The sequence below is a fragment of the Tranquillimonas alkanivorans genome (assembly GCF_900115595.1).
In the GTDB taxonomy this organism is placed as follows: Bacteria; Pseudomonadota; Alphaproteobacteria; order Rhodobacterales; family Rhodobacteraceae; genus Tranquillimonas; species Tranquillimonas alkanivorans.
Genome location: NZ_FOXA01000041.1, coordinates 1 through 25,933 on the forward strand (window position 1 = coordinate 1; position 25,933 = coordinate 25,933).

The 25,933-nt window shown below is 67.1% G+C and carries 28 protein-coding genes, 1 tRNA gene and 1 pseudogene; 16 read left to right on the forward strand and 14 right to left on the reverse strand.

Features of this window, described 5'->3' with window-relative positions; translation table 11 throughout:
- Window positions 1-917 precede the first annotated feature (917 nt).
- The gene (locus tag BM162_RS23010) at window positions 918-1,067 is read left to right on the forward strand and encodes a hypothetical protein (RefSeq protein ID WP_177215305.1); all 150 of its coding nucleotides are present in this window, start codon (window positions 918-920) and stop codon (window positions 1,065-1,067) included.
- A gap of 19 nt (window positions 1,068-1,086) precedes the next feature.
- Here the strand turns inward: BM162_RS23010 and htpX are convergent, their stop codons facing one another.
- The 5 genes from htpX to BM162_RS20605 all read right to left on the reverse strand — a co-directional run bounded on the left by htpX (window position 1,087) and on the right by BM162_RS20605 (window position 4,684).
- Window positions 1,087-1,983, reverse strand: a complete 897-nt coding sequence (gene htpX / locus BM162_RS20585) for a zinc metalloprotease HtpX (protein ID WP_093425581.1) — start codon at window positions 1,981-1,983, stop codon at window positions 1,087-1,089.
- A gap of 67 nt (window positions 1,984-2,050) precedes the next feature.
- Entirely contained in the window at window positions 2,051-2,236 is a 186-nt protein-coding gene (locus tag BM162_RS20590) for a Trm112 family protein (RefSeq protein ID WP_093425583.1), read from the reverse strand.
- Complete coding sequence (locus tag BM162_RS20595; RefSeq protein WP_093425584.1) at window positions 2,233-2,871, reverse strand: LON peptidase substrate-binding domain-containing protein; 639 nt, start codon at window positions 2,869-2,871, stop codon at window positions 2,233-2,235. The genes BM162_RS20590 and BM162_RS20595 overlap by 4 nt, the downstream gene beginning before the upstream one ends.
- Before the next feature lie 27 nt (window positions 2,872-2,898).
- On the reverse strand, window positions 2,899-3,813 hold the full coding sequence (trxA, locus tag BM162_RS20600) for a thioredoxin (protein WP_093425586.1): 915 nt from the start codon (window positions 3,811-3,813) through the stop codon (window positions 2,899-2,901).
- A 76-nt stretch (window positions 3,814-3,889) separates the two neighbouring features.
- A complete protein-coding gene (locus BM162_RS20605) occupies window positions 3,890-4,684 on the reverse strand; it encodes an exodeoxyribonuclease III (RefSeq protein ID WP_093425587.1) in 795 nt (264 codons plus the stop codon).
- Window positions 4,685-4,803: 119 nt separating this feature from the next.
- Between BM162_RS20605 and BM162_RS20610 the strand changes: the two genes are divergently transcribed.
- Window positions 4,804-5,337 carry a hypothetical protein gene (locus tag BM162_RS20610; RefSeq protein ID WP_093425589.1) on the forward strand — a complete coding sequence of 178 codons (534 nt, stop codon included), beginning with the start codon at window positions 4,804-4,806 and terminating at the stop codon, window positions 5,335-5,337.
- A gap of 84 nt (window positions 5,338-5,421) precedes the next feature.
- On the opposite strand, the gene BM162_RS20615 is transcribed toward BM162_RS20610, so the two are convergent.
- Complete coding sequence (locus BM162_RS20615; RefSeq protein ID WP_093425590.1) at window positions 5,422-6,108, reverse strand: response regulator transcription factor; 687 nt, start codon at window positions 6,106-6,108, stop codon at window positions 5,422-5,424.
- Between the two features lie 151 nt (window positions 6,109-6,259).
- On the opposite strand from BM162_RS20615, the gene ribA reads away from it, so the two are divergent.
- Together ribA and BM162_RS20625 are read left to right on the forward strand one after the other, a co-directional pair.
- A complete protein-coding gene (ribA, locus tag BM162_RS20620) occupies window positions 6,260-7,348 on the forward strand; it encodes a GTP cyclohydrolase II (protein WP_093425592.1) in 1,089 nt (362 codons plus the stop codon).
- Window positions 7,345-7,851: a L,D-transpeptidase family protein gene (locus tag BM162_RS20625; RefSeq protein WP_093425593.1), complete on the forward strand. Its 507-nt coding sequence runs from the start codon at window positions 7,345-7,347 to the stop codon at window positions 7,849-7,851. Before ribA ends, BM162_RS20625 begins: the two co-directional genes overlap by 4 nt.
- 42 nt (window positions 7,852-7,893) lie before the next feature.
- Here the strand turns inward: BM162_RS20625 and BM162_RS20630 are convergent, their stop codons facing one another.
- Together BM162_RS20630 and BM162_RS20635 are read right to left on the reverse strand one after the other, a co-directional pair.
- Window positions 7,894-8,547, reverse strand: a complete 654-nt coding sequence (locus BM162_RS20630; RefSeq protein ID WP_093425595.1) for a YggS family pyridoxal phosphate-dependent enzyme — start codon at window positions 8,545-8,547, stop codon at window positions 7,894-7,896.
- A gap of 100 nt (window positions 8,548-8,647) precedes the next feature.
- Window positions 8,648-9,625 (reverse strand): porin, encoded by a 978-nt coding sequence (locus tag BM162_RS20635; protein ID WP_093425596.1) that lies wholly within the window; start codon window positions 9,623-9,625, stop codon window positions 8,648-8,650.
- Window positions 9,626-9,951: 326 nt separating this feature from the next.
- On the opposite strand from BM162_RS20635, the gene BM162_RS20640 reads away from it, so the two are divergent.
- The 6 genes from BM162_RS20640 (at window position 9,952) to holA (ending at window position 16,721) form a co-directional block, all read left to right on the forward strand.
- On the forward strand, window positions 9,952-10,464 hold the full coding sequence (locus BM162_RS20640) for a DUF3576 domain-containing protein (protein WP_177215306.1): 513 nt from the start codon (window positions 9,952-9,954) through the stop codon (window positions 10,462-10,464).
- Between the two features lie 889 nt (window positions 10,465-11,353).
- Window positions 11,354-11,881 carry a hypothetical protein gene (locus BM162_RS20645; protein ID WP_093425598.1) on the forward strand — a complete coding sequence of 176 codons (528 nt, stop codon included), beginning with the start codon at window positions 11,354-11,356 and terminating at the stop codon, window positions 11,879-11,881.
- Window positions 11,878-12,471: a hypothetical protein gene (locus tag BM162_RS20650; RefSeq protein ID WP_143096260.1), complete on the forward strand. Its 594-nt coding sequence runs from the start codon at window positions 11,878-11,880 to the stop codon at window positions 12,469-12,471. Before BM162_RS20645 ends, BM162_RS20650 begins: the two co-directional genes overlap by 4 nt.
- Before the next feature lie 155 nt (window positions 12,472-12,626).
- Window positions 12,627-15,197: a leucine--tRNA ligase gene (leuS, locus tag BM162_RS20655; protein WP_093425601.1), complete on the forward strand. Its 2,571-nt coding sequence runs from the start codon at window positions 12,627-12,629 to the stop codon at window positions 15,195-15,197.
- Complete coding sequence (gene lptE, locus BM162_RS20660; protein ID WP_093425602.1) at window positions 15,184-15,702, forward strand: LPS assembly lipoprotein LptE; 519 nt, start codon at window positions 15,184-15,186, stop codon at window positions 15,700-15,702. Before leuS ends, lptE begins: the two co-directional genes overlap by 14 nt.
- Entirely contained in the window at window positions 15,699-16,721 is a 1,023-nt protein-coding gene (gene holA / locus BM162_RS20665) for a DNA polymerase III subunit delta (protein WP_093425619.1), read from the forward strand. The genes lptE and holA overlap by 4 nt, the downstream gene beginning before the upstream one ends.
- Window positions 16,722-16,725: 4 nt before the next feature.
- Here the strand turns inward: holA and BM162_RS20670 are convergent, their stop codons facing one another.
- The 5 genes from BM162_RS20670 to BM162_RS20690 form a co-directional block, all read right to left on the reverse strand.
- Window positions 16,726-17,277 (reverse strand): hypothetical protein, encoded by a 552-nt coding sequence (locus tag BM162_RS20670; RefSeq protein WP_093425604.1) that lies wholly within the window; start codon window positions 17,275-17,277, stop codon window positions 16,726-16,728.
- 410 nt (window positions 17,278-17,687) lie between these two features.
- Window positions 17,688-17,763: transfer RNA gene (locus tag BM162_RS20675), tRNA-Thr, on the reverse strand.
- Window positions 17,764-17,847: 84 nt separating this feature from the next.
- Window positions 17,848-19,404 carry a heme biosynthesis protein HemY gene (locus BM162_RS20680; RefSeq protein ID WP_093425605.1) on the reverse strand — a complete coding sequence of 519 codons (1,557 nt, stop codon included), beginning with the start codon at window positions 19,402-19,404 and terminating at the stop codon, window positions 17,848-17,850.
- A 10-nt stretch (window positions 19,405-19,414) separates the two neighbouring features.
- On the reverse strand, window positions 19,415-21,055 hold the full coding sequence (locus BM162_RS20685) for a hypothetical protein (protein WP_093425607.1): 1,641 nt from the start codon (window positions 21,053-21,055) through the stop codon (window positions 19,415-19,417).
- Window positions 21,056-21,143: 88 nt separating this feature from the next.
- On the reverse strand, window positions 21,144-21,842 hold the full coding sequence (locus BM162_RS20690) for a uroporphyrinogen-III synthase (protein WP_177215307.1): 699 nt from the start codon (window positions 21,840-21,842) through the stop codon (window positions 21,144-21,146).
- 73 nt (window positions 21,843-21,915) lie between these two features.
- Between BM162_RS20690 and tsaD the strand changes: the two genes are divergently transcribed.
- The 4 genes from tsaD to BM162_RS20710 are packed head-to-tail and all read left to right on the forward strand — an operon-like array spanning window position 21,916 to window position 24,666.
- Window positions 21,916-23,013, forward strand: coding sequence for a tRNA (adenosine(37)-N6)-threonylcarbamoyltransferase complex transferase subunit TsaD (gene tsaD, locus BM162_RS20695; protein ID WP_093425610.1), 1,098 nt, complete (start codon window positions 21,916-21,918; stop codon window positions 23,011-23,013).
- Window positions 23,010-23,966, forward strand: a complete 957-nt coding sequence (locus BM162_RS20700) for an NAD(P)H-dependent glycerol-3-phosphate dehydrogenase (RefSeq protein WP_093425611.1) — start codon at window positions 23,010-23,012, stop codon at window positions 23,964-23,966. The genes tsaD and BM162_RS20700 overlap by 4 nt, the downstream gene beginning before the upstream one ends.
- Window positions 23,967-23,968: 2 nt before the next feature.
- Entirely contained in the window at window positions 23,969-24,244 is a 276-nt protein-coding gene (locus BM162_RS20705; RefSeq protein WP_093425613.1) for a YciI family protein, read from the forward strand.
- The gene (locus BM162_RS20710) at window positions 24,241-24,666 is read left to right on the forward strand and encodes an EVE domain-containing protein (RefSeq protein ID WP_093425614.1); all 426 of its coding nucleotides are present in this window, start codon (window positions 24,241-24,243) and stop codon (window positions 24,664-24,666) included. The genes BM162_RS20705 and BM162_RS20710 overlap by 4 nt, the downstream gene beginning before the upstream one ends.
- Here the strand turns inward: BM162_RS20710 and BM162_RS20715 are convergent.
- Window positions 24,657-24,998, reverse strand: coding sequence for a DUF2853 family protein (locus BM162_RS20715; RefSeq protein WP_093425620.1), 342 nt, complete (start codon window positions 24,996-24,998; stop codon window positions 24,657-24,659). The genes BM162_RS20710 and BM162_RS20715 overlap by 10 nt on opposite strands.
- A 123-nt stretch (window positions 24,999-25,121) precedes the next feature.
- On the opposite strand from BM162_RS20715, the gene BM162_RS20720 reads away from it, so the two are divergent.
- Complete coding sequence (locus BM162_RS20720; protein WP_093425616.1) at window positions 25,122-25,646, forward strand: hypothetical protein; 525 nt, start codon at window positions 25,122-25,124, stop codon at window positions 25,644-25,646.
- 25 nt (window positions 25,647-25,671) lie between these two features.
- Window positions 25,672-25,933, forward strand: a pseudogene (locus BM162_RS20725) (IS110 family RNA-guided transposase); the annotation flags it as partial.

Below are 25,933 nucleotides of genomic sequence, written 5' to 3' on the forward strand. Positions count from 1 at the left end.
GGCGCGGGGATCCTGCGCTACCGGACACAGGGTGGGGCGAAGTACTCGATCCGAGCATGGAGTGGTTGCCCATGATGTCGTGAACAGGCTGAGGCGGGGGCCTATAGCCCACGTTGAGGGGACGAGATGCTATTAGATACTTATAGCAGTCTGTCCCCCTAATGGGTCTTAAGCCCCCGGCTCACCCTGTCGGCTTCTCCCGTACTTGTGGCCGCTCCCCACCCCGTACTGCAGTTCTGTCACGGTATCCCTGAACTGGTTGACGAAGGATTTCCCCAAATCTCGGGGAACGGCCATATACGGTAACGTACCCACCGGGGGTGGCACTCGCCCCGCCCCCTCCTTACCAAAGCGCATCCACGGCTTCAGAGCCGCCCGCAGAGGTCGTTGAAACTGACTGTGTAGGGAGGGCGCTTCCGCCTTTTATGGCGGCTCCACGGTCACCTCAGCGCCTCCCTGAGGGGCTGACCCACCTAGACAACCCGATGTCGGAGCAGTCCCGCAGTGAACGCGCTCCGTCGGAAGGTCGTGTTTCGCGACGGGAATAAGCGCCGTAGTAGAAACCGTAGTAGTTCACGACTGGGTTGCACCACGGGCAAACTTGCTAAATCATTGGTTTTGCAGGGCACGACCCGAAGGGTTAGCCGTGATGACGCCCCGAGACGGAACACAACCCTTCTCCTGGGCACCATTTCCCAAAAGTTAACGGAACATGGTCAACCGCGGCGGCGGCGGAGCCTCCGCCTCCCTTCGGAGACCCCGCCCGGCCCGCCGGCGGCATGACGGACCGAGGCCACCTTGGCAGGTCCGGCAGTCCGCCGTCGTTAATCCATGACACTCCTGACGCGCGGTTGATGCAGCGTGATCCCGGAAACGAACAGCCGCCTGTCTGCGTTCGTCCGGGTGAAGGAGGACTTATGCCGTTCCATCGAGTCGCGCCCATTCTTGCGCTGACGCTTACGCTGGCCGCCTGCGGTGTCGCCTCGGGCAGCGGGCCCGAGCCGATCGTCGACGACCCGGACCCGAGCGACGGATGGCACAACGAGATCCAGACCAACGGCGATTAGCCAGCGCAGGACCGGACCTTCAGCCCCACGGTCCCCGCGCGGGCGCGGCGGATTGCGCCGTCGCGGAGGGCGCTCCGCGCTCGGCCGCCATCGCCTGAAGCCGGGCCACGCGCTCTTCCGTGCGCGGATGGGTCGAGAACAGTCGATCGTAGTTGTGCGCGTGAAGCGGGTTGATGATGAACATGTGGGCAGTCGCCGGATTGCGCTCGGCCACGTGATTGTCGATCCGCGACGCCGCCGTCTGGATGCGGCGCAGCGCCGAAGCCAGCCATAGCGGATTGCCGCAGATCTCGGCGCCGATGCGGTCGGCCTCGTACTCGCGCGCCCGGCTGATCGCCATCTGCACCAGGGCCGCCGCCACGGGAGCAAGGAACATCATCGCCAGCGTTCCCGCCAGACCCAGCGGACTGTCGCGCCTTCCGCCGAAGAACAGCGCGAAGCTCGCCAGCATCGAGATGGCACCGGCGAAGGTGGCGGTGACGGTCATGAGCGCCGTGTCGTGACTGCGGATATGCGCAAGCTCGTGCGCGACGACGCCCGCGACTTCCTCGTGGCTGAGCTGGCGCAGCAGGCCGGTCGTGACGGCAACGGCGGCGTTCTCCGGGTTGCGCCCGGTGGCGAAGGCATTGGGCTGCGCCGTCTCGATCAGGTAGACGCCGGGAACCGGCATCCCCGCGTCACGCGCAAGGCGTGTCACCATGTCGTGGAGGCCCGTCCGGTCGCCCGGCGCAATGGGACGCGCGTTGTGCATGCGCAGCACCATCTTGTCCGAGTTCCACCACGTGAACAGGTTGGTGACCGCGGCGAAAAGCAGCGCGAGCACCGCGCCGGTGCCGCCGCCGATCAAATACCCCACGCCCATGAAGAGCGCCGTCAGCGCCGCCATGAGCATCGCTGTGCGCGCGTAACCGGCCATTCCGACCTCCTTCACATCCAGACACGGTTGATATGTGGAGGCACGGCGGGCACGGCAAGCGCCGGCTTCAATCGAGCTTGCGCGCCTCGTCGATCAGCATCACCGGGATGCCGTTGCGGATCGGGAAGGCGAGGTGGGCCGCCCGCGACACGAGCTCCTGGCGTTCGGGGTCGTAGCTGAGCGTCGCGTGGATTTGCGGGCAGACCAGCGCCTCGAGCATGCGACGGTCGAACTTCTGCTCGTCATCCTTCATTGCACACGCTCCTCTCCGGCACCGCCGCGCAGAGCGAACTCGATCAGAGTGACCAGCGTCTCGCGCCGGGTCTCGAGCGTCGGCGCCTCAAGCAGTGCCTGCTTGTCCTCGGGCGGGAACGGGCACAGCATCGACAGCGAGTTGATCAGCAGCTCGTCCTCGGCCTCGCGCAGGGACTCCCAGTCGGTCTTGAGATCCTCGGACTCGAAATACCGGCTGAGCAGGCGCAGGAACCGATCACGACCAAAGCTTGGATCGTCCTCGGTCCCGCCGAGGTCACGCTCGAATCCTTGCCACGAGACGTCGCATCGGATGTAGGGGGTGAAGCCCTCGATCTCGCGCCGGATCCGGAAGCGCGACACGCCGGCGAGGGTGATCATGTAGCGGCCGTCCTCGGTCTCGGAAAATGCCGTCAGGCGGCCGGCACAACCGATGCTGTGAAGACGCCTGTCGCCCGGCCCCTCGTGGGGCTGGACCATGCCGATCAGACGGTGCTGCGTCTTCATCGTATCATCGAGCATCGCCAGGTAGCGCGGCTCGAAGATGTGAAGGGGAAGCCGCGCCCGGGGCAGCAGCAGCGCACCGGGCAGCGGAAAGACGGGGATAGTCTCGGGCAGGTCGGCGGCTTTCAACATGTCAGGCGACTTAGACCGCCCGGCGCGTCAGGCAAATATCATCGAGGACAACTTGCGCCTTCCATTCAGAACCACCGGGTCCTGCGGAGGGAGCGCGTCGAAGATCTTGAACAGCTGCGTCTTCGCCGCTTCGTCGTTCCAGTTGCGATCCCGGCGGAAGAGTTCCAGCAACTGGTCCACCGCGCCCTGCGCATCGCCCTTGGCATAGAGTGCCTGCGCCAAATCGTAGCGCGCCTGGTGATCGGTCGGGTCCGCCTCGACCTTGGCCTGAAGCTCGCCCACCGGACCGGCACTTTCCGCCTGCCGCGCGAGTTCGAGCTTGGCGTGCGCCGCCTCGAGCTCCGGCGCATGGCTGATGTCGGCGTCGGCACCGTTCAGTATCGCCTCGGCCTGTTCGAGATCGCCCAGCTCGATGTGAGCACGCACGAGGCCCGCGTAAGCCTTCGCGTTCTTCGGGTCTTCGCCGACGATGGCCGCGAAGGTTTGCGCCGCATCGGTTACCGCGCCGTCGGCCAGCATCTGCTCGGCCGCCTCGATGGCGTCGTCCAGCCCGCCCGATGCGTCGCCGCCCGACTGCTGCACCAGACGGTCGACGAATGCCTTTATCTCGGAGCCCTGTACGGCGCCTTGGAAGCCGTCGATGGGTTGCCCCTGCCAGAAGGCATAGACCGTGGGGATCGACTGGATCCGCAGCTGGCTGGCGATCATCTGGTTTTCGTCGACGTTGACCTTGACCATCTTGACCGCGCCCTTGGCGGCGCGCACCGCATCCTCGAGCATCGGGCCCAGCGTCTTGCAGGGGCCGCACCAAGGCGCCCAGAAGTCGACGATAACGGGAACCTGCTGGCTCGTCTCAACGACGTCGGCCATGAATGTGGCCTCGGATGACTCCTTGATCAGGTCATCCGGCGCCGGGTTCGCGTTCTGTCCAAGCTCCAGCATCCTCACGCTCCTTTTACACGTCGCGGCTTCGACGGGTTAGATGGAGCACACGTGCTGCGCTTGCAAGGCTCGCGTCTCAGACGTCGACGTCGAAGGTCGCGAAGACCGGCGCGTGATCCGATGGCTGCTCCCATCCGCGCGCGTCGCGCAGGATGCGGCTGGAATGCGCCGCGCCGGCAATGTCGGGCGTGGCCCAGACGTGGTCCAGCCGCCGCCCCTTGTCGGCGGCGTTCCAGTCAGGCGAGCGATACGACCACCAGGAATACAGCCGTCCTTCGGGGATGTCGGCGCGGGTGACGTCCACCCACTTTCCGGCATCCTGCGCCTCGCCCAGGTGCTCGACCTCGACCGGTGTGTGGCTGACGACCTTCAGAAGTTGCTTGTGGCTCCAGACGTCGTCCTCGCGCGGGGCGATGTTCAGGTCGCCCACGAGGATCTGGCGCTCGGGCCGCTCGCCGTGGAAGCGGTAGCGCATCTCGGTCAGGAAGTCGAGCTTGTGGCCGAACTTCTCGTTTATCTCGCGGTCGGGCTTGTCGCCGCCAGCAGGGACATAGAAGTTGTGGATGACAACCCCGTTCTCGAGCGCCGCCGCTACGTGCCGCGCATCGCCCTTGCCGCACCAGTCGTGGTGGCCGGCATCCCTCAGGGGCAGCTTCGACAGGATCGCGACGCCGTTATACCCCTTCTGCCCCCGCGCCACGCAGTGGGTGTAGCCGAGCGCCGCGAAGGCCTGCAGCGGCATCTTCTCGACCGGCGACTTGCATTCCTGCAGGCACAGGACATCCGGCGCCTCATCCGTCAGCAGGCGCGACACCAGCCCCTCGCGCAGGCGGACCGAGTTGATGTTCCAGGTGGCGAGGGTGAAAGACATATGCGTCTCCGTGTTGCGGTGCGGCGGGAAGGTATGGCGCCAAGCCGGGAAGATCCAGACGGGGAACGGGCCCCGGAACGCGGCGTTTTCCGAGTGAACCTGACACACGGAAGGACGACATGAGACACCTCATCCCCACGCTCGCCCTTGCCCTCACCGCCGCCCCGCTGGCCGCGCAGGACGAGGATATCGGCGGCCCCGTCGACACGGCGAGCGGCACAGTCACCGGCACGTTGAACTTTGAGGACGTGGCGTGGTCCGTCACGTCGGAAGACATCCTGGGCGGCAGCCGATGGCAGGATGCGGACAGCGGCCGGCTGGTACGCATCGTTGCCACGCCGGAGCGTGACCACGAGGGCCGCGGCGGCGCGCTGATGATCGAGTTCGTGGCCGCAGGCGGGCCAGCGGCATACGGGGTGGCGCAGCCACAAGTGTCGTTTCAGCCCGAAGGAGCCGACGACGTCTGGACGGCCGGACCGGAAAATGTCGACCTGATTGTCGAAGCCCTGACGGTCGAAGGCGACGAGATGGCCTTGGGCGGCAGTATTTTCGCCACCATGGTGCCCGGCGGAAGCGACGAGCTGATCATCGAGGCCGAGGACTCTCTGCGGCTCGACGGGAATTTCCAGGCCACGATCTATTCCGACCAATGAAAAAAGGCCCGGGCCGAAGCCCGGGCCAGTCCAACAGGGAGGTTCCGTGTCGTTACCCGGTCACGGAGTCGGGCTCTCTTCGCCTCAGGCGACCAGTCTGTAACCGCCGCTTTCGGTAACCAGTAAACGTGCGTTGGAGGGATCCGGTTCAATCTTTTGTCGCAGACGGTAGATATGCGTCTCAAGCGTGTGGGTGGTCACGCCTGCGTTGTATCCCCAGACCTCGTGCAGCAGCACATCCCGCGCCACCACGCCTTCCGAAGCGCGGTAGAGAAACTTGAGGATGTTCGTCTCTTTCTCGGTCAGCCGGATCTTGCGGTCCGACTCGTCGATCAGGATTTTCTGCGACGGCTTGAACGTGTACGGGCCAAGCTGGAACACCGCGTCCTCGGACTGCTCGTGCTGGCGCAACTGTGCGCGGATGCGGGCCAGAAGGACCGGGAACTTGAAGGGCTTCGTCACGTAGTCGTTCGCGCCCGCGTCGAGCCCAAGGATCGTGTCCGCGTCGCTGTCATGGCCGGTCAGCATGATCACCGGGCATTTCACGCCCTGCTTGCGCATCAGGCGGCACAGTTCGCGTCCGTCATTGTCGGGCAGCCCCACGTCCAGGATCACAAGGTCGTAGAGCGCCGCCTTCACCTTCTCCATCGCCTCGGCGCCGCTGCCGGCTTCGAAGACGTCGAAGTCCTCGGTCATCACGAGCTGTTCGCTCAGCGCCTCGCGCAGATCGTCGTCGTCGTCGACCAGAAGAATTTTCTTTAGACCGCTCATTCAGGCTCCTCCATTGCCTGCGCAACAAATCGTGAGCGCACCCGGTTCCCGCAAGGAATGCGACAGTAAACTCACGCGGACGTGTGCCGGATCGGGCATATGTTTCACATTCCCGCAAATGCCTGTAGACGGGGCAGAAAGGACGTCAGCCATGCCGTTTGCCCCCTCTCCCATCGAACGCCTCGCCCGTGCCCGATCCGACCTGCGCATGGGCCTGCCGGTCGTGCTGTCGGGGCCGGACAGCGCGGCATTGGTGGCCGCGCCCGAAGTTCTGTCGTCCGAACGGCTGGCCGAGTTTCTGTCCGAGGGGGAGCCGGTGTTGGCCATCACACACCGCCGGGCCGAGACGCTGAAGATCCGGGTCTACGACGAGGACCTCGCCCGCCTGCCCATGCCCCGCGACATGCAGGCACGCGAGCTGCACGCGATCGTCGATCCGAAGGACGACCTGTCGACCCCGATGAAGGGGCCTTTCCGCACCGAACGCGCCGGCGATGCGACACTGCACCGGGCGGCGATCGCGCTGGTGAAATCAGCCCGCCTGCTTCCCGCCGCGCTTGTCCGTCCGGTGGAGGACGGCGAGGCATTGGCCCGCGAGGTCGGCCTGACGACGCTGGACCTGGGCGAGACCGATCCGCTTTTCGCCGCCGCCCCCAAGATGTCGCCGGTCGTCTCGGCCCGCCTGCCCATGGCCGCGGCGCGCGCCGGTCGGCTCCATATCTTCCGCCCTGACGACGGCGGCGACGAGCACTACGCCGTCGAGGTCGGGCAGCCGAACCGCGACCATCCCGTGCTGGTGCGATTGCACTCGGCCTGCTTTACCGGCGATATCCTCGGCTCGCTCAAGTGCGACTGCGGGCCTCAGCTGAACGGGGCGCTGGCGCAGATGGCCGCCGAGGGCGCGGGCGTGCTCCTTTACCTCAACCAGGAAGGGCGCGGCATCGGGCTGGCCAACAAGATGCGGGCCTATTCGCTTCAGGATCAGGGATTCGACACCGTGGAGGCCAACCACCGGCTGGGCTTCGAGGATGACGAGCGGGACTTCCGCATCGGCGCGCAGATCTTGCGGCGGATGGGGTTCACCGAAGTCCGTCTCCTGACCAACAACCCGCGCAAGGTCGACATGCTCGCCGAGTGCGGCCTGCGGGTGACCGAACGCGTGCCGCTTGCCGTGGGCCGCAACCCGCTGAACGCGGACTACCTGGCAACGAAGGCGTCGAAGTCGGGCCACCTGTTTTGACGCCGGAGGATCTGGTCCTCACGCCCCGCGGCCTGCGCGTCCATGGGCGCCTGATCGCCTGCTCCATCGGTCGCGGCGGGATCACGGCAACGAAGCGCGAGGGAGACGGCGCGACGCCCGCCGGAATGCACCAAATTGTCGGCCTGCTTTACCGATCCGACCGAATCGCGCAGCCAGCGCCCTGGGCGCGACCGATTCGTCCCGGCGAGCTGTGGTCTGACGACCCGGAAGATCCCGCCTACAACACGCTGGTGCGAACGCCGCACCGCTTCTCGCACGAGCGCCTGCGGCGGAGCGACAGGCTTTACGATCTCGTGTTGCTGACGGACTGGAACTGGCCGCATGCCGAACCCGGCCGGGGATCGGCGATTTTCCTGCACCGCTGGCGGAAGCCCGGACGCCCGACGGAGGGCTGCATCGCAATGTCGGCCGGCAATCTGCGCTGGGTGGCCCAGCGAGCCCGGCCCGGAACGCGGCTGATCGTACCGCTCCTCGCGGCCTGACGGTTGCTCCCCGCGACGAGAAACGGCAGGACCGGGAACCGTCTAGCCGTAGTCGCGCGCACCGAAGATGGCCGAGCCGACCCGGACGTGCGTCGCGCCCTGCATCACCGCCTTTTCGAAGTCGCCGCTCATCCCCATCGACAGGCCCTCGAGCCCGTTGCGCTCGGCGATCTTCTTCAGCAGCGCAAAGTGCAGAGTCGGCTCTTCCTCGACCGGCGGGATGCACATCAGGCCTCGCACGGGCAGGTCCATGCCACGGCACTCCGCGATGAAAGCGTCGGCGTCTCCCGGCAGCACGCCAGCCTTCTGCTCTTCCTCGCCCGTGTTCACCTGGATGAACAGGTCGGGGCAGCGGCCCTCTTCCTGGGCGAGGCGCGCGATGGTCTTGGCCAGCTTCGGGCGGTCGACGGAGTGGATGGCGTCGAACAGGTCGAAGGCCTGCCGCGCCTTGTTGGTCTGAAGCGGGCCGATCAGGTGCAACTCGATGCCCTCGAAGCGGTCGCGGAAGTCCGGCCACTTGCCCGCCGCTTCCTGCACCCGGTTCTCACCGAACAGTCGATGGCCTTCCTCCAGCACAGCCTCGACCCGCTCGAGCGGCTGGATTTTGGACACGGCGATCAGGCGCACCGACCCCTCGGGCCGGCCGGCGGCGCGTTCGGCGGCGCGTAGACGGTCTGTGATGTCGGCAAGGCTCATCGCCAAGTCTCCTTTCGCGGGCGGAGAGATCCACAGGAAGGCGAAAAAGAAAAGAGCGGGCACAAGGCCCGCTCTTCCCTAGGCATATCCCTGAGTGGGATCAGAACGCCATCGCGATGCCGAAGGAGTAGGTGCTGAAGTCGTCGTCATCGGCAACGCCGAAGCCGTCGAACTCGCTGTTGCCGTAGCCGGCCTGCAGCTCAGCACCGCCACCCAGGTCATAGTTGGCGACGAGGCCCCAGCCGGAGGCTTCCGTATCGTCCTCGAAGTCAAATTGGCCCCAGTTGGCCGCAACGGTGATCGCGCCGGCGGTGTAGCCGAGGGCCAGACCGGTGTGGTCCACGTCGCCGTCCAGCACGGAGCTGTCGAGCGTCGAGTAGTTCACGATGGCTTCAAAGCCTTCGTAGAACTCACCGGCGAGCGAGACGCCCCAGATGTCGGCATCGTCGAAGTCGTTTTCGACGGTCTGGTAGCCGAGGCCGGCCGAGAAGCCGATGCCGCTGAAGTCACCCGCGTAACGCGCGCCGAGGCCGAGAACCGGATCACCCAGGTCTTCGTCGTCCGGAACTTCGGCCGACGCGGCGAAGGCGAAGTCGCCGAAGGCGTAGTCGTAACGTGCGACCTGGCCGTCGTAGATGCCGTCGAGGCCGGCGTTGCCATTGTAGCCGGCGTGCTCGTGGTCGTCACGGAGCGACGAGCCAATGATGGCTTCGGTCAGGGCCCAGTCCAGCGCACCGTCGGTGTCGCCCATCGTCAGGGTGCCGAAGGCGCCCGAAACGAAGATGGTCGCGCCACCGTCGTCGGAATCGTCGCGGGTCGCGCCGGACTCGGGACCACCGGTGACGGCGTTGTTATCGCCGATTTCTTCGTCGAGGTCGACGTCGAAGCCGAAGGTCAGGCCACCGTCGGTTTCGCCGACGCCGGTGAAGGTCACGTCCACGTCGGTATGGAACTGCGTGTCGATGTCGTCACCGCCGAAGATGCCCATCTCGGCGAAGCCCGAAACGGCCATTTCCTGCGCAGCGGCGAAGCCGGTCGAAGCAACCAGCGCCGTCGTGGCGAAGAGAATCTTTTTCATGTTTTCCCTCATCTCTCAGATATTGGCCCCGAGGGAAAACTCCCCTCAGGCACACCGGAGCAATGCGCGTTTTGCGGGATCGGAGCAAGGCTGCGGGAACGGCCGCTTCCCTTAAGGCCACGGATTGGTGCAGAGGTGCCACAGTGCCGCCACCCGAACCGGTCGGCTCCCCGGAAGTATAGGAAACGGTGGCAGAAATCCGCCGTCGGCCCTGGTGCGGCGTCCCGCCGCTCTGGCGTTCGGCGTGGCTTTTTCGCAGCCGCCGCTTGTGGGGTGGAATCAGGTGCGCTACCACTCCGGCGAAGCAAAGGACGTGGGACGCGGGTATGACCAGCGGCAAGTTTATCCGGACAATGGCTCTCTTGGCGTGCGCGGGCGCGGTCGCGGCATGCGAAAACGGCAGCTCGCCATTCGAGCGGGACGTAAGTGCCGGTCCGGTAAGCGAGGCCGTCCTGCGGCAGCGGGCGAACACGCCGCCGGCCCAAAACGCAGGGCGGACGACGGTCTGGGATCTGTTTGGGGCCGGCCAGGACCCGAACGTCACGGTCGAGGTCAACAAGTACATCTGGAACGCGACCCAGCAGATCCTCGACTTCATGCCGGTCGAAGCAGTCGATCCTTTCGCGGGCGTCATCGTTTATGGCTACGGCACCCCGCCCGGCGGCAGCCGCGCGTACCGCGCCACCGTCTATGTGCAGGATCCGGCGCTCGACGCGCGGTCGCTGAACGTGGCGCTGGCCACGTCCTCGGGTCCGGCGAGCCCGGATACCGTGCGTGCGCTCGAGGACGCGATCCTGACCCGCGCCCGGCAGCTGCGCCTGCAGGACACCCGCCTCTGATCCACCGCCCCGGCTGAGCTGCCGCAGGACGGCCCCGCGCCACGGCGCGGGGGCTGGAACCTCTTTCGGTCCATCGAAGATGAGCCTCCGGGTGCAGGCACTTTGATTGTTTCAACACCGTCCGCGTGAAATGGCCGTAGCATCCATACTGCTGCGATGCCTTCGGTGCCGGGCGCTCGCTGGAGCGCAGTAACTACCGGTTGCTGAATCTGCCGCCCCCCCCACCTTCTTACAGAATTCTTGCGAGGCTGCTCAGTCAGTCAGACGGTCCCTAACAAATGTCAGTACTGACACGCGACGAACGCTGACCCCGCTTGAACGAGCCGTGATTCTCCGATTAGCCTCTGCGCAGGAACATTTCGGGAACTACATCCGCCATGCCATCACTGTTTGATCCGCTCCTAGAAGCATTCTGCCAAAGGTTCGCACTGACGCGCAATGCCAGCGACGCGGCCCGGTTCATCGGCGCCCGTCCGCACCTCGCGGCTAGCCGCGGAAGTCGGTTGAAGAGACGACAGGTGGTCCAGAAGAGGCTTGCCGAACTAGCAAGGTTCGAGCCTGAGGATCTGCGGCTTCAATATAATCAGGCGCTTTCGAGGCTTGTTTCGACGGCGTTTTTCAATTTCGGGCATGTCTTCGTTCCGAACCCAAGAGGAGGTGCCCGAATTGACCTGAGCCAGCTCCCAAAGGAGTTCGCTGATCTTCTGAAGGTTTCAGTACACGTATCGGCAGAGCATTGGCCGGACCGAACCTGGACTTGCACGCAGATTAGGCTTCGGGCGCCACGCCAAAAGTCCAACGCGCTCCGCGCGATCGAACCCTTCGTAGGAAGCCGGTCATGTCCAGAGCAACACGACGAGCCAGTCCTGCGGAGCCGCAGATCCGAACCGTGAGTGACGTCCTGGACCAGCACTCCCTGCTCGCGGGCGAGAGTCATGGCGACTTCGAGAGCCTTCGTGCGGCGATGCTGGACGACTTGGCTCCACGAAGCGCTTACGCGCAGGTCATCGCGAGAAATTTGGTCGATCTTGAGTGGGAGCGCCGGCGGCGCATCAGGTGGATTCGCGCGCTCGTGATGAGCGAAGTGCGCCAGACGTTAGGCGCGGCTCTGGAGGAGCGACTGCCGCCAAAAGATCGCGATCGCCTCATGTCGGCGCTGATGATTCCGGGAACTGCCGGTGAAAGCGCTGCTTCCAGCATAATGAAGATGGAGATTGATGTAGACCTCCTTACGGCTGAAGCCTACGCGAGAAAGTCAGAAGACTTGAAGAGGTTCGAAGACGAAGCCCGCAGGATAGAGACGCGGCGTCGACGGCTGCTGGCGGACTTTGAGAAGGTGCAAAGCCGGCCTCGGAACACTGTCGAAGACGCAATCGTCGTTGACGATGAGCGAACGGAGACAGAGGCGGAATCGTGACCGCACGAGCCGGGAAACCGCAAGAACCTCCCACCGTCGTTCGGTCGGCGCAGAACGCCCGTCGTCACGGCTTGGCGGTGCGTACCGAAGTCGATGAGGAAGTACTCGACCTCTACCGGGTGATCGCCGACGACTGGGAAGAGCTCGCGAGTACAGGGCAGACGGCCGCGGGATATCGGTTGCATTCAACGACGCTTGAACTGGCAAGGGCGGAGGTTCAGGTGCGCCGTGCGACTGAAGCGCTGAAGGAAGTGGAAGAGAAGATAGAAGCTCTGCTGGAGGCCGACGCCTTCGCTGGTACGCCAGAGGCGCGTGGTAGGCGCGAAGTGCTGCGGGGGTTCGGCCTCACGCCAGACCTCGACGAGAGACATCGCGAGCTTCTCGATCTCATGTGCATATCGATCAGCGGAAACCTGTCCCTACGTGATCCTGTTTCGATCGCCATGAAGGAATTCCGCCTCCTGCTGCGCTACCGAAGGGAGGCAGAAAGTTGGCGCAAAAAGGCTTTCGCCGCATGGTGCCGTGATCTGGAGAAGTCGTCGGACCGTCCCGCCAGTCAATTTTACGAAACGGATGCAAACACAACCTGAAGCTGTTTCTCAACGGTTTGTGCAGTGCGAGGTGATGATGGCTGCCGGGCCCTCCCGGCCGGCCCCGCGCCCCGGCGCGGGGGCTGGACCAATGCGCCCCCGCCCCATATCAAGCGCGGGCGCTATTCCGAACGCTCAGGACCAGGGAACACACGATGGCACGCTACTCCGCCAGCGAGATCGAACCGAAGTGGCAGAGGGCTTGGGACGAGGCCGGCACCTTCAAGGCCGTCCACGACCCGTCGAAGCCGAAGTACTACGTGCTCGAGATGTTCCCCTACCCCTCGGGCAACCTGCACATCGGCCACGTGCGCAACTACACGATGGGCGACGTGGTGGCGCGCTACAAGCTGGCGACCGGCCACGCCGTGCTGCACCCGATGGGCTGGGACGCCTTCGGCCTGCCGGCCGAGAACGCCAGCATGGAGCGCGGCATCCACCCCGGCGACTGGACGTATTCCAACATCGAGAACATGAAGAAGCAGTTCTCGACCCTGGGCCTGTCGCTGGACTGGAGCCGCGAGTTCGCAACCTGCGATCCCGAGTATTACGGCCAGCAGCAGGCGATGTTCATCGACTTCATGGAGAAGGGCCTGGTCTATCGCAAGAACGCGGTGGTCAACTGGGACCCGGTGGACATGACCGTGCTGGCCAACGAGCAGGTCGAGGACGGCAAGGGCTGGCGCTCGGGCGCGCCGGTCGAGCGGCGCGAGCTGACGCAATGGTTCTTCCGCATCTCGGACTATTCCGAGGAACTGCTGGAGGCGCTGGACCGGCTCGACAACTGGCCCGAGAAGGTCAAGACGATGCAGCGCAACTGGATCGGCAAGAGCCGAGGCCTCCAGTTCGCCTTCTCCATGATCGACGGCCCCGAGGGGCTTGACCGGATCGAGGTCTACACCACCCGCCCCGACACGCTGATGGGCGCGAGTTTCGTCGGCATCTCGCCCGACCACCCGCTCGCGAAAGAGCTGGAGGCCGGCAATCCCGACATCGCCGCCTTCAACGCCGAGTGCCGCCGCATGGGCACCAGCGAGGAAGAGCTCGAGAAGGCCGAGAAGAAGGGCTTCGACACCGGGCTCAAGGTCCGCCACCCGTTCGATACGGCGTGGGAGTTGCCGGTCTACATCGCCAACTTCATCCTGATGGACTACGGCACCGGCGCGATCTTCGGCTGCCCCGCGCACGACCAGCGCGACCTCGAGTTCGCACGGAAGTACGACCTGCCCGTGACCTCGACCTACGTGCCCGAGGGCGAAGAGGAGGGCTTCACCCGCCCCGAGGACGGCGGCGACGCCTACGTTCCGCCGAAATCCGAAACCGTGCGCTACGTGAAGGGCTTCGCGGGCGACGAGCTGCAGACCGGTGAAGAAGGCGTGAACGCTGCAATCGCCTTCTGCGAGAAGACCGGCGTCGGCCACGGCGTGACCAAGTTCCGCCTGCGCGACTGGGGCCTGTCCCGCCAGCGCTACTGGGGCTGCCCGATCCCCGTGGTTCACTGCGAAAGCTGCGGCGTAGTGCCCGAGAAGAAGGAGAACCTGCCGGTCGAGCTGCCGAAGGACGTGACCTTCGACAAGCCGGGCAACCCGCTGGACCGTCACCCGACCTGGCGCGACGTGCTCTGCCCGAAGTGCGGCCAGCCGGCCAAGCGCGAAACGGACACGATGGACACCTTCGTGGATTCCTCGTGGTACTACGCCCGCTTCACCGCGCCGCGCGCCGAAACGCCGACCGTGGCGGAAGAGGCCGAGTACTGGATGAACGTCGATCAATACATCGGCGGCATCGAGCACGCGATCCTGCACCTGCTCTATTCCCGCTTCTTCGCCCGCGCGATGCACGAATGCGGCCACCTGCCCGCCAGCGCCGTCGAGCCCTTCGACGCGCTGTTCACGCAAGGGATGGTGACGCACGAGATCTATCAGACGCGCGACGACAAGGGGCGGCCCGTCTATCACTTCCCCAACGAGGTCGAGAAGACCGACAGCGGCGTGGTGCTGACCGCCACGGGCGAGCCCGTCGAGGTCATCCCCTCGGCCAAGATGTCGAAGTCCAAGCGCAACGTCGTGGACCCGGTCGCCATCGTCGAGCAATACGGCGCCGACACCGCGCGCTGGTTCGTGCTGTCGGATTCGCCCCCGGAGCGCGACGTGGAATGGACCGCCTCGGGCGCCGAGGCGACGGCCAAGCACCTCGCCCGGGTCCATCGCCTTGCTTCCGAGGTCGCCGACGCGCCCGAAAAGGGCGAAGGCGACGAGGCGCTCCTGCGCGAGATGCACAAGACCATCCACGACGTGACGATGGGAATCGAGAGCTTCGGCTTCAACACCTCGGTCGCGCGCCTCTATGCCTTCACCAACGCGCTGGCAAAGTCGAAAGCCGGCCGCGCCGCGAAGACCGAGGCCGCGAAGACGCTCGCGCAGCTCATGTCGCCGATGACGCCGCATCTGTCCGAAGAGATCTGGCACATGCTCGGCGGCGAAGGGCTGGTGGCCGAGGCCGCCTGGCCGAAGGCCGACCCTGCGATGCTGGTCGAGGACGAGGTCACGCTGCCGATCCAGATCAACGGCAAGCGGCGGGACGAGATCACGGTGCCCAAGGACCTGGACAAGGCCGAGGTTGAAAAGCTGGTGCTGGCGACGGATGCTGTGCAGAAGGCGCTGGCCGGTGGTCAGCCGAAGAAGCTGATCGTCGTCCCCGGCCGGATCGTGAATGTCGTCGTTTGATCGCCGCGCTGCCCTTCTGAGCCTCGCCGCCCTCGCCGCCTGCGGGTTCACCCCCGTCTATGGCCCCGGCGGCGCGGCCGAGGGGCTGCGCGGCACCATCGCCGTCGATCCGCCCGACGACCCCGAGGGCTATGCGCTGGTGCGGCAACTCGAACGGCGGCTGGGGCAGCCGGTCGATCCCCTGTATGACCTGTCGGCCGACATCCTGCTGCGGCAGGAAGGGCTGGGCGTGACGCCCGATCAGGAGGTCACGCGCTACCAGCTGATCGGCGCGGTCCGCTTCGTCCTGACCGAGATCGCCAGCGGCGAGGCCGTGGCGACCGGCGAGGTGCGCAACTTCACCGGCTATTCCGCGCCGGTCTTCGACCCGTCCCGCGGCTCGATCGCGGGCAACCCGGTGACGGTGCTGACCGCCGAGAGGGATGCCCGCGAGCGGCTGATGACGATCCTCGCCGATCAGGTGGTGGCGCAACTTCTGGCCACCGCGCCGGAGTGGCGACGGTGAAGCTCAACGCGCGCGACGCAGCCGCCTATTTCCGCAAGCCCGACCCGCAGGGGACGGGGGCGCTGATCTATGGTCAGGACGCGATGCGCGTGGCGCTCAAGCGGCAGGAGCTGATCGCGAACCTCGTCGGCCCCAAGGGCGAAGAGGAGATGCGCCTGGCCCGCCTGCCCGCCGCCGACCTGCGCCGCGACCCGGCGGCGCTGATCGACGCGGTGACGTCGCAGGGCTTCTTTCCCGGCCCCCGCGTGGCCTTCGTCGAGGACGCGACCGACGGGCTGCACGACACGATTGCGACCGCCCTTCAGGAATGGCGGCCGGGCGACGCGCAGATCGTGGTGACGGCGGGGCAACTCAACGCGCGCTCGAAGCTGCGCAAGCTGTTCGAGGGGCACCGCTCGGCCGTCGCGGTGGCGCTCTACGACGACCCGCCGGGGCGCGACGAGATCGAGGCGATGCTGTCGCAGGCCGGGCTGAAGGACGTGGGGCGCGACGCGATGGCCGACCTGACGGCGCTGGCCCGCGCGCTCGGCCCCGGGGACTTCCGCCAGACGCTCGACAAGATCGCGCTGTACAAGATGGGCGACGACACGCCGCTGACGCCGCAGGATATCGCCACGCAGGCTCCGACCTCGACCGAGGCGGCGGTGGACGATCTGCTGAACGTCGTGGCCGAGGCGCGCGCGCAGGAGATCGGGCCGCTCATGCAGCGGATCGAGGCGCAGGGGGTGAACCCCACGACGCTGTGCATCAACGCGCTGCGCCACTTCCGCCAGCTGCACCAGGCGGCCTCGGACCCCGGCGGGGCGGGCAGCGGCATCGCCCGCGTACGCCCGCCGGTCTTCGGCCCCCGCCGCGACCGGATGGTGCGTCAGGCACAGGCCTGGGGCGCGGCAAAGCTTGAGCAGGGGCTGGGCGTGCTCATCGACACCGACCTGACTCTGCGCTCGACGGCCCGCGTGCCGCAGATGGCGCTTGTCGAAAGGGCGCTGATCCGGCTGGCGATGCTGGGGCGGACCTGACGGATCAGGCGGCGCCGCGCGCCTCGTGCTGCGCCATGATCTCCTGCCAAAGATTGCGCTTGCCTCGGAACATCATCGTTTCGAACCGCACGCCACACTGAACGAGGAAAGCGCGGAGCATATCGCGGTACCGCTCGCACTGCTCCGGCGTCGCGTCCGGCTCTTCCTCCAGATAGGTCATCCAGGACAGGCGCACCTTGCGGATCACGTCGGCCATGCTGCCATCGTGCAGCCCCTCCATCGCCGGGTCGTAGACGTGCGTGTCGAGCTCGCGCGCGCTGGCCCGGTCCGAGGCGTAGTACAGCATGTTCCAGCGGCGGAAGGGGTCCACACCAAGTTCCAGAAGAAAGTGCGACAAGTCGCCCGGCTCGGTCGCGCGGCGGCAGATCGGCACGGCCACGAGCGGCGCGCCGTAGCGCAGGATGACCTCGTGATTGATCGCGTGCAGCTGGTCGAGATGGTCGGACCGCAGGGTCTCCAGCGTGATCGGCCGCACCGCCGGCCTCCCCTTCGACCCGCGCAACGTCCGCAGCCCCCTGAACACTTCGCCGATCACCCGCGCCTCCTGTCGTTTCTTTTGTCGTGCTGCCCTCCCTCCTTAGGCGATGCAAAGATGGCGGAGTCGGGGCAGAGCCGCGCCGCGACCGGCGCAATTCGGCGGTCATTCGGGGGAGTGTTTCAGACCTGCGAACGCGGCAACGGGCGGACCCTTGTCCGCCGCGCACTGATGATCGCGATCGCCGACATTGGAAAAGCGATGCCGGACCTCACGACCGCGCGTCGGCTTTACTCACCGCACTAAGCGCCGCTGCCTTCGACCGGCGTGCACCGTTCCAGGCGGAAAGGTTTGGTTTCGGAAGGGTGAGTGCCTGGACCTGCCACCGGGTTGCAACAGCCGGTCCGACGTCGGCTGCACGGGGGAATGATAAGTTTTCGCCCGCGCTCTCACGAAAGTCTTGGGAAAAGTGGTGCCGCAGAAGGGACTCGAACCCCCGACCCCATCATTACGAATGACGTGCTCTACCAGCTGAGCTACTGCGGCACCGAGCCCCGCGGGGGCCGGTCAGCGCCGGCTTCCCGACGCTTCGGCGCGCCTCCTACCAAGGTTTCGCGCGGGATGTAAGCCCTAATTTTTGGCGTTCGCCTCGTCTCGCTGTTCCTGCGGGACGACGACCTCGGCCTCGGGCACGCTGACCGCGTCCTGCCGCTCGTCCGCCTCGACCGGCTGGACCGGACCCGGGGCCGCCGGGTCCCGTTCCGGGCCCCCCTCGACGGTGTCCTCGGCCGGAACGCTGGTGTGGTCGTCAAGCTGGCCGACGATCAGCGGCAGCATCTCGGTCCCCGCCGGCAGCACGACCTCTCCGGCCGGCGGCTCGCGCCACGACAGGGTGTCGAAGCCGCCGCAATTGTCGCAGACCGGCTCCCACTTGCCCTCGATGTGCTGGCAGTTGTCGCAGACCCATTGCGGCCCGCGCGGCGCCGTCAGCGCCCGCGTCAGCCAGCCGCGCACAACCGCATCGCTCGCGCCCTCGCCGCGCTCGATGGCCGCCATGAGCGTGAAGACGCGAGAGGTCGGGTGCGCCTTCACCAGATCGCCCAGCGCCCGGCGCGCACCCGGAAAGTCCTCGGCCGCGATGTGCAGCTCGGCAAGCAGCATGCGCGTCTCGGGGTGGTCGGGATGGCTGCGGGTCAGCACCGCGAAACGCTTGATGCGCGCCTGCGGCGTCTCGTTCGGCTTGATCTCGGCGAAGGCGGCGGCGAGGTCCGGATGCGGCTGGGCCTCCCACGCCTTGCGCAGCACGCGGGTGGCGTAGCGGTCCTGTCCCTTCTCGATGTAGTGGCGCGCGGCCATCGCAGCGGCAGGCACAAGGTCCGGCGACAGGCGATTCGCCTCGATCGCCGACTCGCGGGCCTCGATGCTTTTGCCTTCGGCCAGGACGTCGCGCGCCTCGGACAGCGCCAGCACCGCGTCCCGGCGCTTGTGCACGTCGCGAGGCAGCGAGCCGTGGCGCAGCTTGGCACCCAACGTCTTGCGCGCGCCGCTCCAGTCGTGCCGCTGCGCCTGGAGCTGCAACAGCACGTCCTGCGTCTCGGTGTGCTTGGGCTTGATCGCGAAGGCCTTCTCGGCCAGCCGGTACGCCGTCTCGGTGTCGCCCTCGTCCAGCCGCTGCTTCATCAGCCCGCGGACGCCGACGAACCGCGTGCGGTCGTCAACCAGCAGGCGCTTGTAGACGTCCTCCGCCTTGCGCCGGTCGCCAACCATCTCGGCCGCCTGCGCGGTCAGGAGGTTGGTAAGCTCAGGCCGGCGCAGGTAGCGCTCGGCCTTGGCCGCCTTGGACATGGCGGTGCGCCCTTCGCCGGACGCGAGTGCGAGCATCCCGTCGGCCAGCGCGCGATATCCCTTCCGCTCGCGGTTGCGGTCGAAGTAGCGGCTGAGCGCCGTTTCGTCGCCGTTGAGAAAGCGGATGAGCGCGACGACAAGGCCGACGAGCTTGAGCACGATCCAGATCGCCACCAGCAGGACGAGCGCCGCGATGGCGGCCTGGAGCGGGCCAAGCACGAATTCCACGTCGGCCACGGCGACGAGGATGCCCCCGTCGGCTTCCAGCAGATAGGCGGCGCCCAGCGTGAGCGCGGCGGTCGCGCACACGAAAAGGACGATCTTCAGCAAAGACCACAGCATGACGGCGCCCTCAGTTCGCGTTCAGGTTTGTGGCAAGTTCGGCGACCGCCGCCTCGGCGGCCACCCGCGTGCGAGCGAGGCCGAGCCATTCGTCCATCGCAGCCAGGCCCGGCTCGGGCAGCACCTCCAGCGTTTCGAGCGCGGCGGCGATCTGCCCCTCCTCGACCCGGGCCGCGGCGCGCGACAACACCGCATCGGGATCGTTGCCCTCGCGTTCGGACAGCGAACGGAAGCCGGTCTGCGCCCGCAGGAAGCTGCCCAGCCGGTCAAGCGTATCGCCGTCGCCGGCCGTTGCCCGGATCGACACCTCGAGCGCGGCGCGTGCGGCCTCGGGGAAGGTCCGCTGCAGAAGCGCCACCGACGGAACGCCGGTTTCGGACGCGTCCTCGAGCACCTCGGGCAGGTCGACCTGTGCATTGGCCTCGAGGTCTTCGAGCGCCGCCTCGAACACGCTGCCGCTTTCGATGGCGGCCTGTATGCGGTTCAGAGCGGCGCGGGAGATAACCGCCTGCGCCTGCCGCTCGGCAGCCGAGATTTGCTCACGCTGAGCCGTCAGCTGCTCCTGCAGGCCCGAGAGCTGCTCTTCGTACTGCGACAGAACCTCCTCGGGCACACCCTGCGGCTCCGGCTCGGGCCGCGCGGCAATCTCCTCGACGCGTGCGGTCAAGGCAGCGACCTCCTCGGCCAGTCCGGCCACGCCCTCGTCGGCGGCCGCGCGCAGTTCGTCCAGCGTCTCCTGCGTCACGCCGGACTCGGTCGGCTCCAGCCCCGCCACCTGTTCCTGCAGGGTGGTGAAGTCGCCGCGCAGCGCTTCGACATCGCTGCCCAGCGTGTCGAGGCGACCGGCCTGCGTGTCCAGCCGGCCCAGCACGTCGTCGAACCGCGCCGCCTGCTCGTCGAGCTGTCCGGCCTGTTCGTCCAGCCGCGCCATGAGCGCGGGAACCGGGTCCTCGCCCGTCTCGTCCTGAAGCGTTGTATAGTAGGCGATGGCATAGCCGATGGCGCCGGCCAGAAGGCCGCCCAGCAGAAGCGTCGCGAAGCCCGGCCCTTTCGAGACACGGGGCCGCGGCTCCTTGGCAGGGGCCGTCGCGCGCGGCGGATCAGTCCGGCCGCCGCCTGCGTCGGGCGTTGCCTCGGCGGCGCTGGCGCCCTTGGCCGGTGCGGCGGAGGTCGGCTTGTCCGCATCCGGCTTCGCATCCGTCTCGGCCGCGCCGGGCCCGGTGGCCGCCTCGGTCGAGGCGGTGCTTTTACTGGTCGGGGTCTTTTCCGCCGTTTTGGCAGATTCGTTCTGGTCCGCAGGCACCTTCGAAGCGGTGGCGTCAGCCGCCTTGCTCGTCGAGGCGGCGCTGCCGGTGGTGCGGGTGGAGCCCGCCTTCGGCACTCCGCCGCTCGCGGTGGACTTGCCGCCCTCGGTGGCAGGAGCGTCCGTCGCGGCCTTGCCCGTCGAAGCGTCGGCAGCCTTGGTGTCCTTGCCGCCGGCAGCGCCCGCCGTACCGGACTCGTCGCGCTCTGAGCCCGGTGTCGCACCGGTCACGGGCGTCGTTGCCTTCGGCTCGGACCCGCCGCTCGCCGCGGGGGCGTCCGGCGTGTTCGTTTCGTCCGTCTTGCCCCGCGTTCCGGTGCCGGAGTTCGGTTTCTTCGGTCTCGCCACGGTGCTTGTACCTCTTCCATTTCCTCGAACGCCGGCCGGTCGGGCGACGGACGGAGATTAGCCCGCCACCTCACCCCCAACAAGGCGGTCAGCCATCGCAAATTCGTTCGACTTCCTCCGCCATCGCCGCGGCGGTTGGCATTCCCGCAACCTGAAGCCGCCCCGAACCGGTCCATGCCGACGCGACGGCATCGCTCATGGCGACGACCTCGAGCGGCGCCCGAACCTCGCCCACCTGCCCCGCCACCAGCGCCGCCGAACGCGGCGAGAACAGCGGGAGAATCACGGGGTTCGGCCCGTCGAGCGCCTCTCGCGCCGCAGGACCCAGCGCCCGGTCCCGCTGATCATAGACTACCACGCTGTGCGTCGGCACCCCGGCGGCGGCCAGCCGCTCGGCCACGTCTCCCCGCGCATGCCGCCCCCTCAGGTGCAGAAGGGGTCCGCCGGGCCGTTCCCGCGACAGGTGCGCCACCAGCGCGTTGGCATCGGCCCCGCCGAAGCTGCACTCCATTCCCGCGGCACGCGCCGCCTGCGTCGTTCGCTCTCCCACCGCCCAGGCACGGCGCCCGCGCAGATCATGGCCGGCCACCGCCTCGACGGCGCTGGTCGAGGTCAGGATGAGGCCGGGGACGTCATCCAGCGGCATGTCCAGCGGACACGGCACGATTTCAATAATCGGATCGATTATTACCGGCCCCGCAAAGCCGCGCGTTCGGCATATTTCCACGAACGCGCGCGAGCGGTGCTCGGGGCGGGTCAGCAGCAGAACGGGATCGGTGGGAGCCAAGAGACCTCCCGAGCGTTGAATGGCGCGCAGGGCGGTGTTACCTGCGCTCGATCACGCGGGCAACCGGTAGCGCATGGGCCAGGACGTCACCATACTCGGGCTGGAAAGCAGCTGCGACGATACCGCCGCCGCCGTCATCCGCGCGCCTGCCGGGGAACGCCCTGAAATCCTCTCCTCCCTCGTGGCCGGACAGGCCGAGCTGCACGCGGCCTTTGGCGGCGTCGTGCCCGAGATTGCCGCCCGCGCCCATGCTGAAAAGCTGGACCTGGTGGTGGAGCAGGCGCTGGATCAGGCGGGCGTCGCGCTGCGGGACTGCGACGCCATCGCCGTGACCGCCGGGCCCGGGCTCATCGGCGGGGTGCTGTCGGGGGTGATGTGTGCGAAAGGCCTGGCGGCCGGATCGGGCGTGCCCCTGATCGGAGTGAACCACCTGGCCGGGCACGCGCTGACGCCACGGCTGACGGACGATCTTGGGTTCCCCTACCTGATGCTCCTCGTCTCGGGCGGGCACTGCCAGTTCCTGATCGTGCGCGGCCCGGACGATTTCACCCGCCTCGGCGGCACCATCGACGACGCACCGGGCGAAGCGTTCGACAAGACCGCCAAGCTGCTGGCCCTGCCCCAGCCGGGGGGCCCCTCGGTCGAGGCCGAGGCGGCGCAGGGCGACGCGGCACGCTTTGCCTTTCCGCGCCCCCTGCTAGACCGGCCGGGTTGCGACCTGTCGTTCTCGGGCCTGAAGACCGCCGTCCTGCGCGAGCGGGACAAGGCGATGGAGCGCGAGGGCGGGCTGCGCCAGGCGGACCGCGCCGACCTCTGCGCCGGGTTCCAGGCCGCCGTCGCCGACGTTCTGGCGGAAAAGTCGCGCCGGGCGCTGGCGGAGTATCTGGCGGTAGCCCCAGCGGCACCGGCCTTTGCCGTGGCCGGGGGCGTCGCCGCCAACAAGGCGCTGCGCGCGCGGCTTGAACAAGTCGCGGCCCAGCACGGCGCGCGCTTCGTCGCGCCGCCGCTGGCGCTGTGCACCGACAACGCCGCGATGATTGCCTGGGCCGGGGCCGAACTGTTCCGCACCGGCCGCCGGGACGGGATGGAGCTGTCGGCGCGCCCGCGCTGGCCGCTGGACCGGACACGCCCGGCGCTTCTGGGATCGGGCAAGAAGGGGGCCAAGGCATGATCTCGGTCATCGGAGCAGGCGCATTCGGCACGGCGCTGGCCGTCGCCCTGTCGCGGGACGGCGACCCGGTCACGCTGTGGGCGCGCGATCCGGACGACGTGGCCCTGATGCAGGACAAGCGCGAGAACGGGAAGCGGCTGGCGGGCGTCAGCCTGCCGGCCAGCCTGCACGTGACGGCCCAGATCGAAGAGGCCGCACAGGCGCAGACGATGCTGATCGCGGTGCCGATGCAGGCGCTCGGCGACCTCCTGGACACGCCTGCGCCGTTCATGGGCAGGACGCTGGTCGCCTGCTCCAAAGGCGTCGACCTGCGCACCGGGCTGGGCCCCGCCGATGTAATCGCGCGAAAGGTGCCGGACGCGCTTGCCGCCGTCCTGACCGGGCCCAGCTTCGCCATCGACATCGCCTCGGGGCTGCCCACCGCACTCACGCTCGCCTGTGGGGACGAGCCGGCAGGCACCGAGATCCAGCACGACATCGCGACGCCGAACCTTCGTCTCTATCTCAGCACCGATGTCGCCGGCGCGCAGCTTGGCGGGGCGCTGAAGAACGTCATGGCGCTCGCCGCCGGCATCGCGATCGGCGCGGGGCTGGGCGAAAGCGCACGCGCCTCGGCCATCACGCGCGGCTTCGCCGAGATGAAACGCTTCGCCGACATTCGCGGCGCGCGGCCCGAGACGCTGAACGGGCTGTCGGGGCTGGGCGACCTGATCTTGACCTGCACCTCGGAGAAATCCCGCAACTATCGCGCGGGGCTGGCGCTGGGACGCGGCGAGCCGGTGCCGGGCGGCACGGTCGAGGGTGTTGCCACGGCCCATGCCGTCACTAGACTGGCCGCCGAGGCCGGGATCGAGATGCCGCTGACCGCGATGGTCGACGCACTTCTGAACGGCGAGACAACGTTGCCGCGCGCCGTCGAGGGACTCCTCGCCCGGCCGCTGATCAAGGAGTAGAGATGTACGTCGTTCTCATCGCACGGGACAAACCCGGCCACCTGCAGACCCGGCTCGACAACCGCGAGGCGCACCTTGCCTATGCCCGCGCCTCGGGTATTCTGGAACGCGGCGGCCCGCTGCTGGACGACAATGGCGAGATGGCCGGGTCGATGGCCGTTCTGAACGTGCCGGACATGAAGACGGCCGAGGATTTCGCGGCGAACGACCCTTACAACAAGGCTGGGCTGTTCGCCGAGGTCACCCTGCAGGAATGGAAGCAGGTGATCGCGCCGTGAGATACTGGCTCTTCAAGTCCGAGCCCTCCACTTGGTCGTGGGACGATCAGGTGGCCAAGGGCGACGCGGGCGAAGAGTGGGACGGCGTCCGCAATTATCAGGCGCGAAACGCGATGCGCGAGATGAAGGTCGGCGACCGCGGCTTCTTCTACCATTCGCAGAAGGAGAAGGCGATCGTCGGCACCGTCGCGGTAACCGCCGAGGCGCATCCGGACAGCACAACCGATGATCCAAGGTGGGAGTGCGTCGACATCAAGGCGCTCGACACGCTGCCGACGCCGGTCACACTGGACGACTGCAAGACCGACCCGCGACTGTCCCACATGGTGCTGGTCAACAACACGCGTCTTTCGGTCCAGCCGGTGAGCGAGGACGAGTGGCAGGTGATTTGCGAAAAAGGCGGGCTAGCCACTCAGGCATAGAGCGACTCTTTTCCGAACTCGCGCACGAGCATGTAGTAAAGCACGGCGCGGTACTTCTGAGGCTCCGACCGGCCATAGGTCTCGATGGCGGCGTCGATCGCTTCCATCAGCTCCGGCCCGTCGGGCAGGCCCAGCTTGCGGATCAGGAAGTTGTTCTTGATCTTCGCCAGTTCACCCTGCGTCTCCGCCGAGACGATGGCCGTCTCGGAGTGATAGATCGCCGGCCCAACGGCGATCGTCACCTCCGTCAGCAAGTCCATGTCCGGCTCGATCCCGCACTTCTCGCGCAGGTCCGCGGCATATCGCGCGATCAGCACGTTGCGTTTCGGCATGTGGTCGCCCCCCTTCACCCCGCGCAAAAGTTACGGCTTTTCCGTGCGTTGTGAAGCCGTCCCGGCCGGAACCGAGGCGGGATGCCGCCTGTTGAGTTGCCGAAACACAACCGGACGGACGGCATGACCGGCGACACATCCCTGATCCTCACCGTCGGCGTCGCGGTACTTCTGGCGGCGGTGCACGTCTTTAGCCCGCACCTGCGTTTCCTCGATCGCAGGCCGCGCAGCATCTGGCTCTCCATCGCGGGCGGCGTCTCGGTCGCCTACGTCTTCGTGCACCTGCTGCCCGAGCTCGCGCATCTGCAACGCGAGCACGGAGAGGCCGCTCCGATTGAGGGGCTGCTGTACCTCTTCGCTCTCGTGGGCCTCGTCGTGTTCTACGGGCTTGAGCGGATGGCGAAGGCGATGGCGGGCGGGCGCACGCGCGCCTCGCCCCCCGGCGCGTTCTGGCTGCACCTGGGGTCCTTCGCGCTCTACAACGTTTTGATCGGCTACCTGCTGGACGAGCAGGCGCGCGAAGAGGGAACGGCCGGCATGATCCTTTACGGCGTGGCGATGGGCCTGCACTTCGTCGTCAACGATCGGGATGGGGTGGTTGCCGTCCTCCCCAGGCGGCATCGCGATGTGCCAAGGTCGTGTTGCTGAAGATACGAAACGGAGAGGACGGCAAATGAATGATACGATGATAGGCGTGGACCTTGCAAAGAACGTGTTCCAGCTACACGCGGCCTCGATGACCGGCCATCTGAAATACCGCAAGAAGCTGACGCGGGCGCAATTTCCGAAGTTCATGGCGGACCAGCTTCCTTCCGTGGTGGTGATGGAGGCTTGCGCCAGCGCCTCGCATTGGGCCCGGGAACTGACAAAGCTCGGCCATGAGGTGAGGCTGATCGCGCCGCAATACGTCCGGCCCTTTGTGAAGCGCCAGAAGA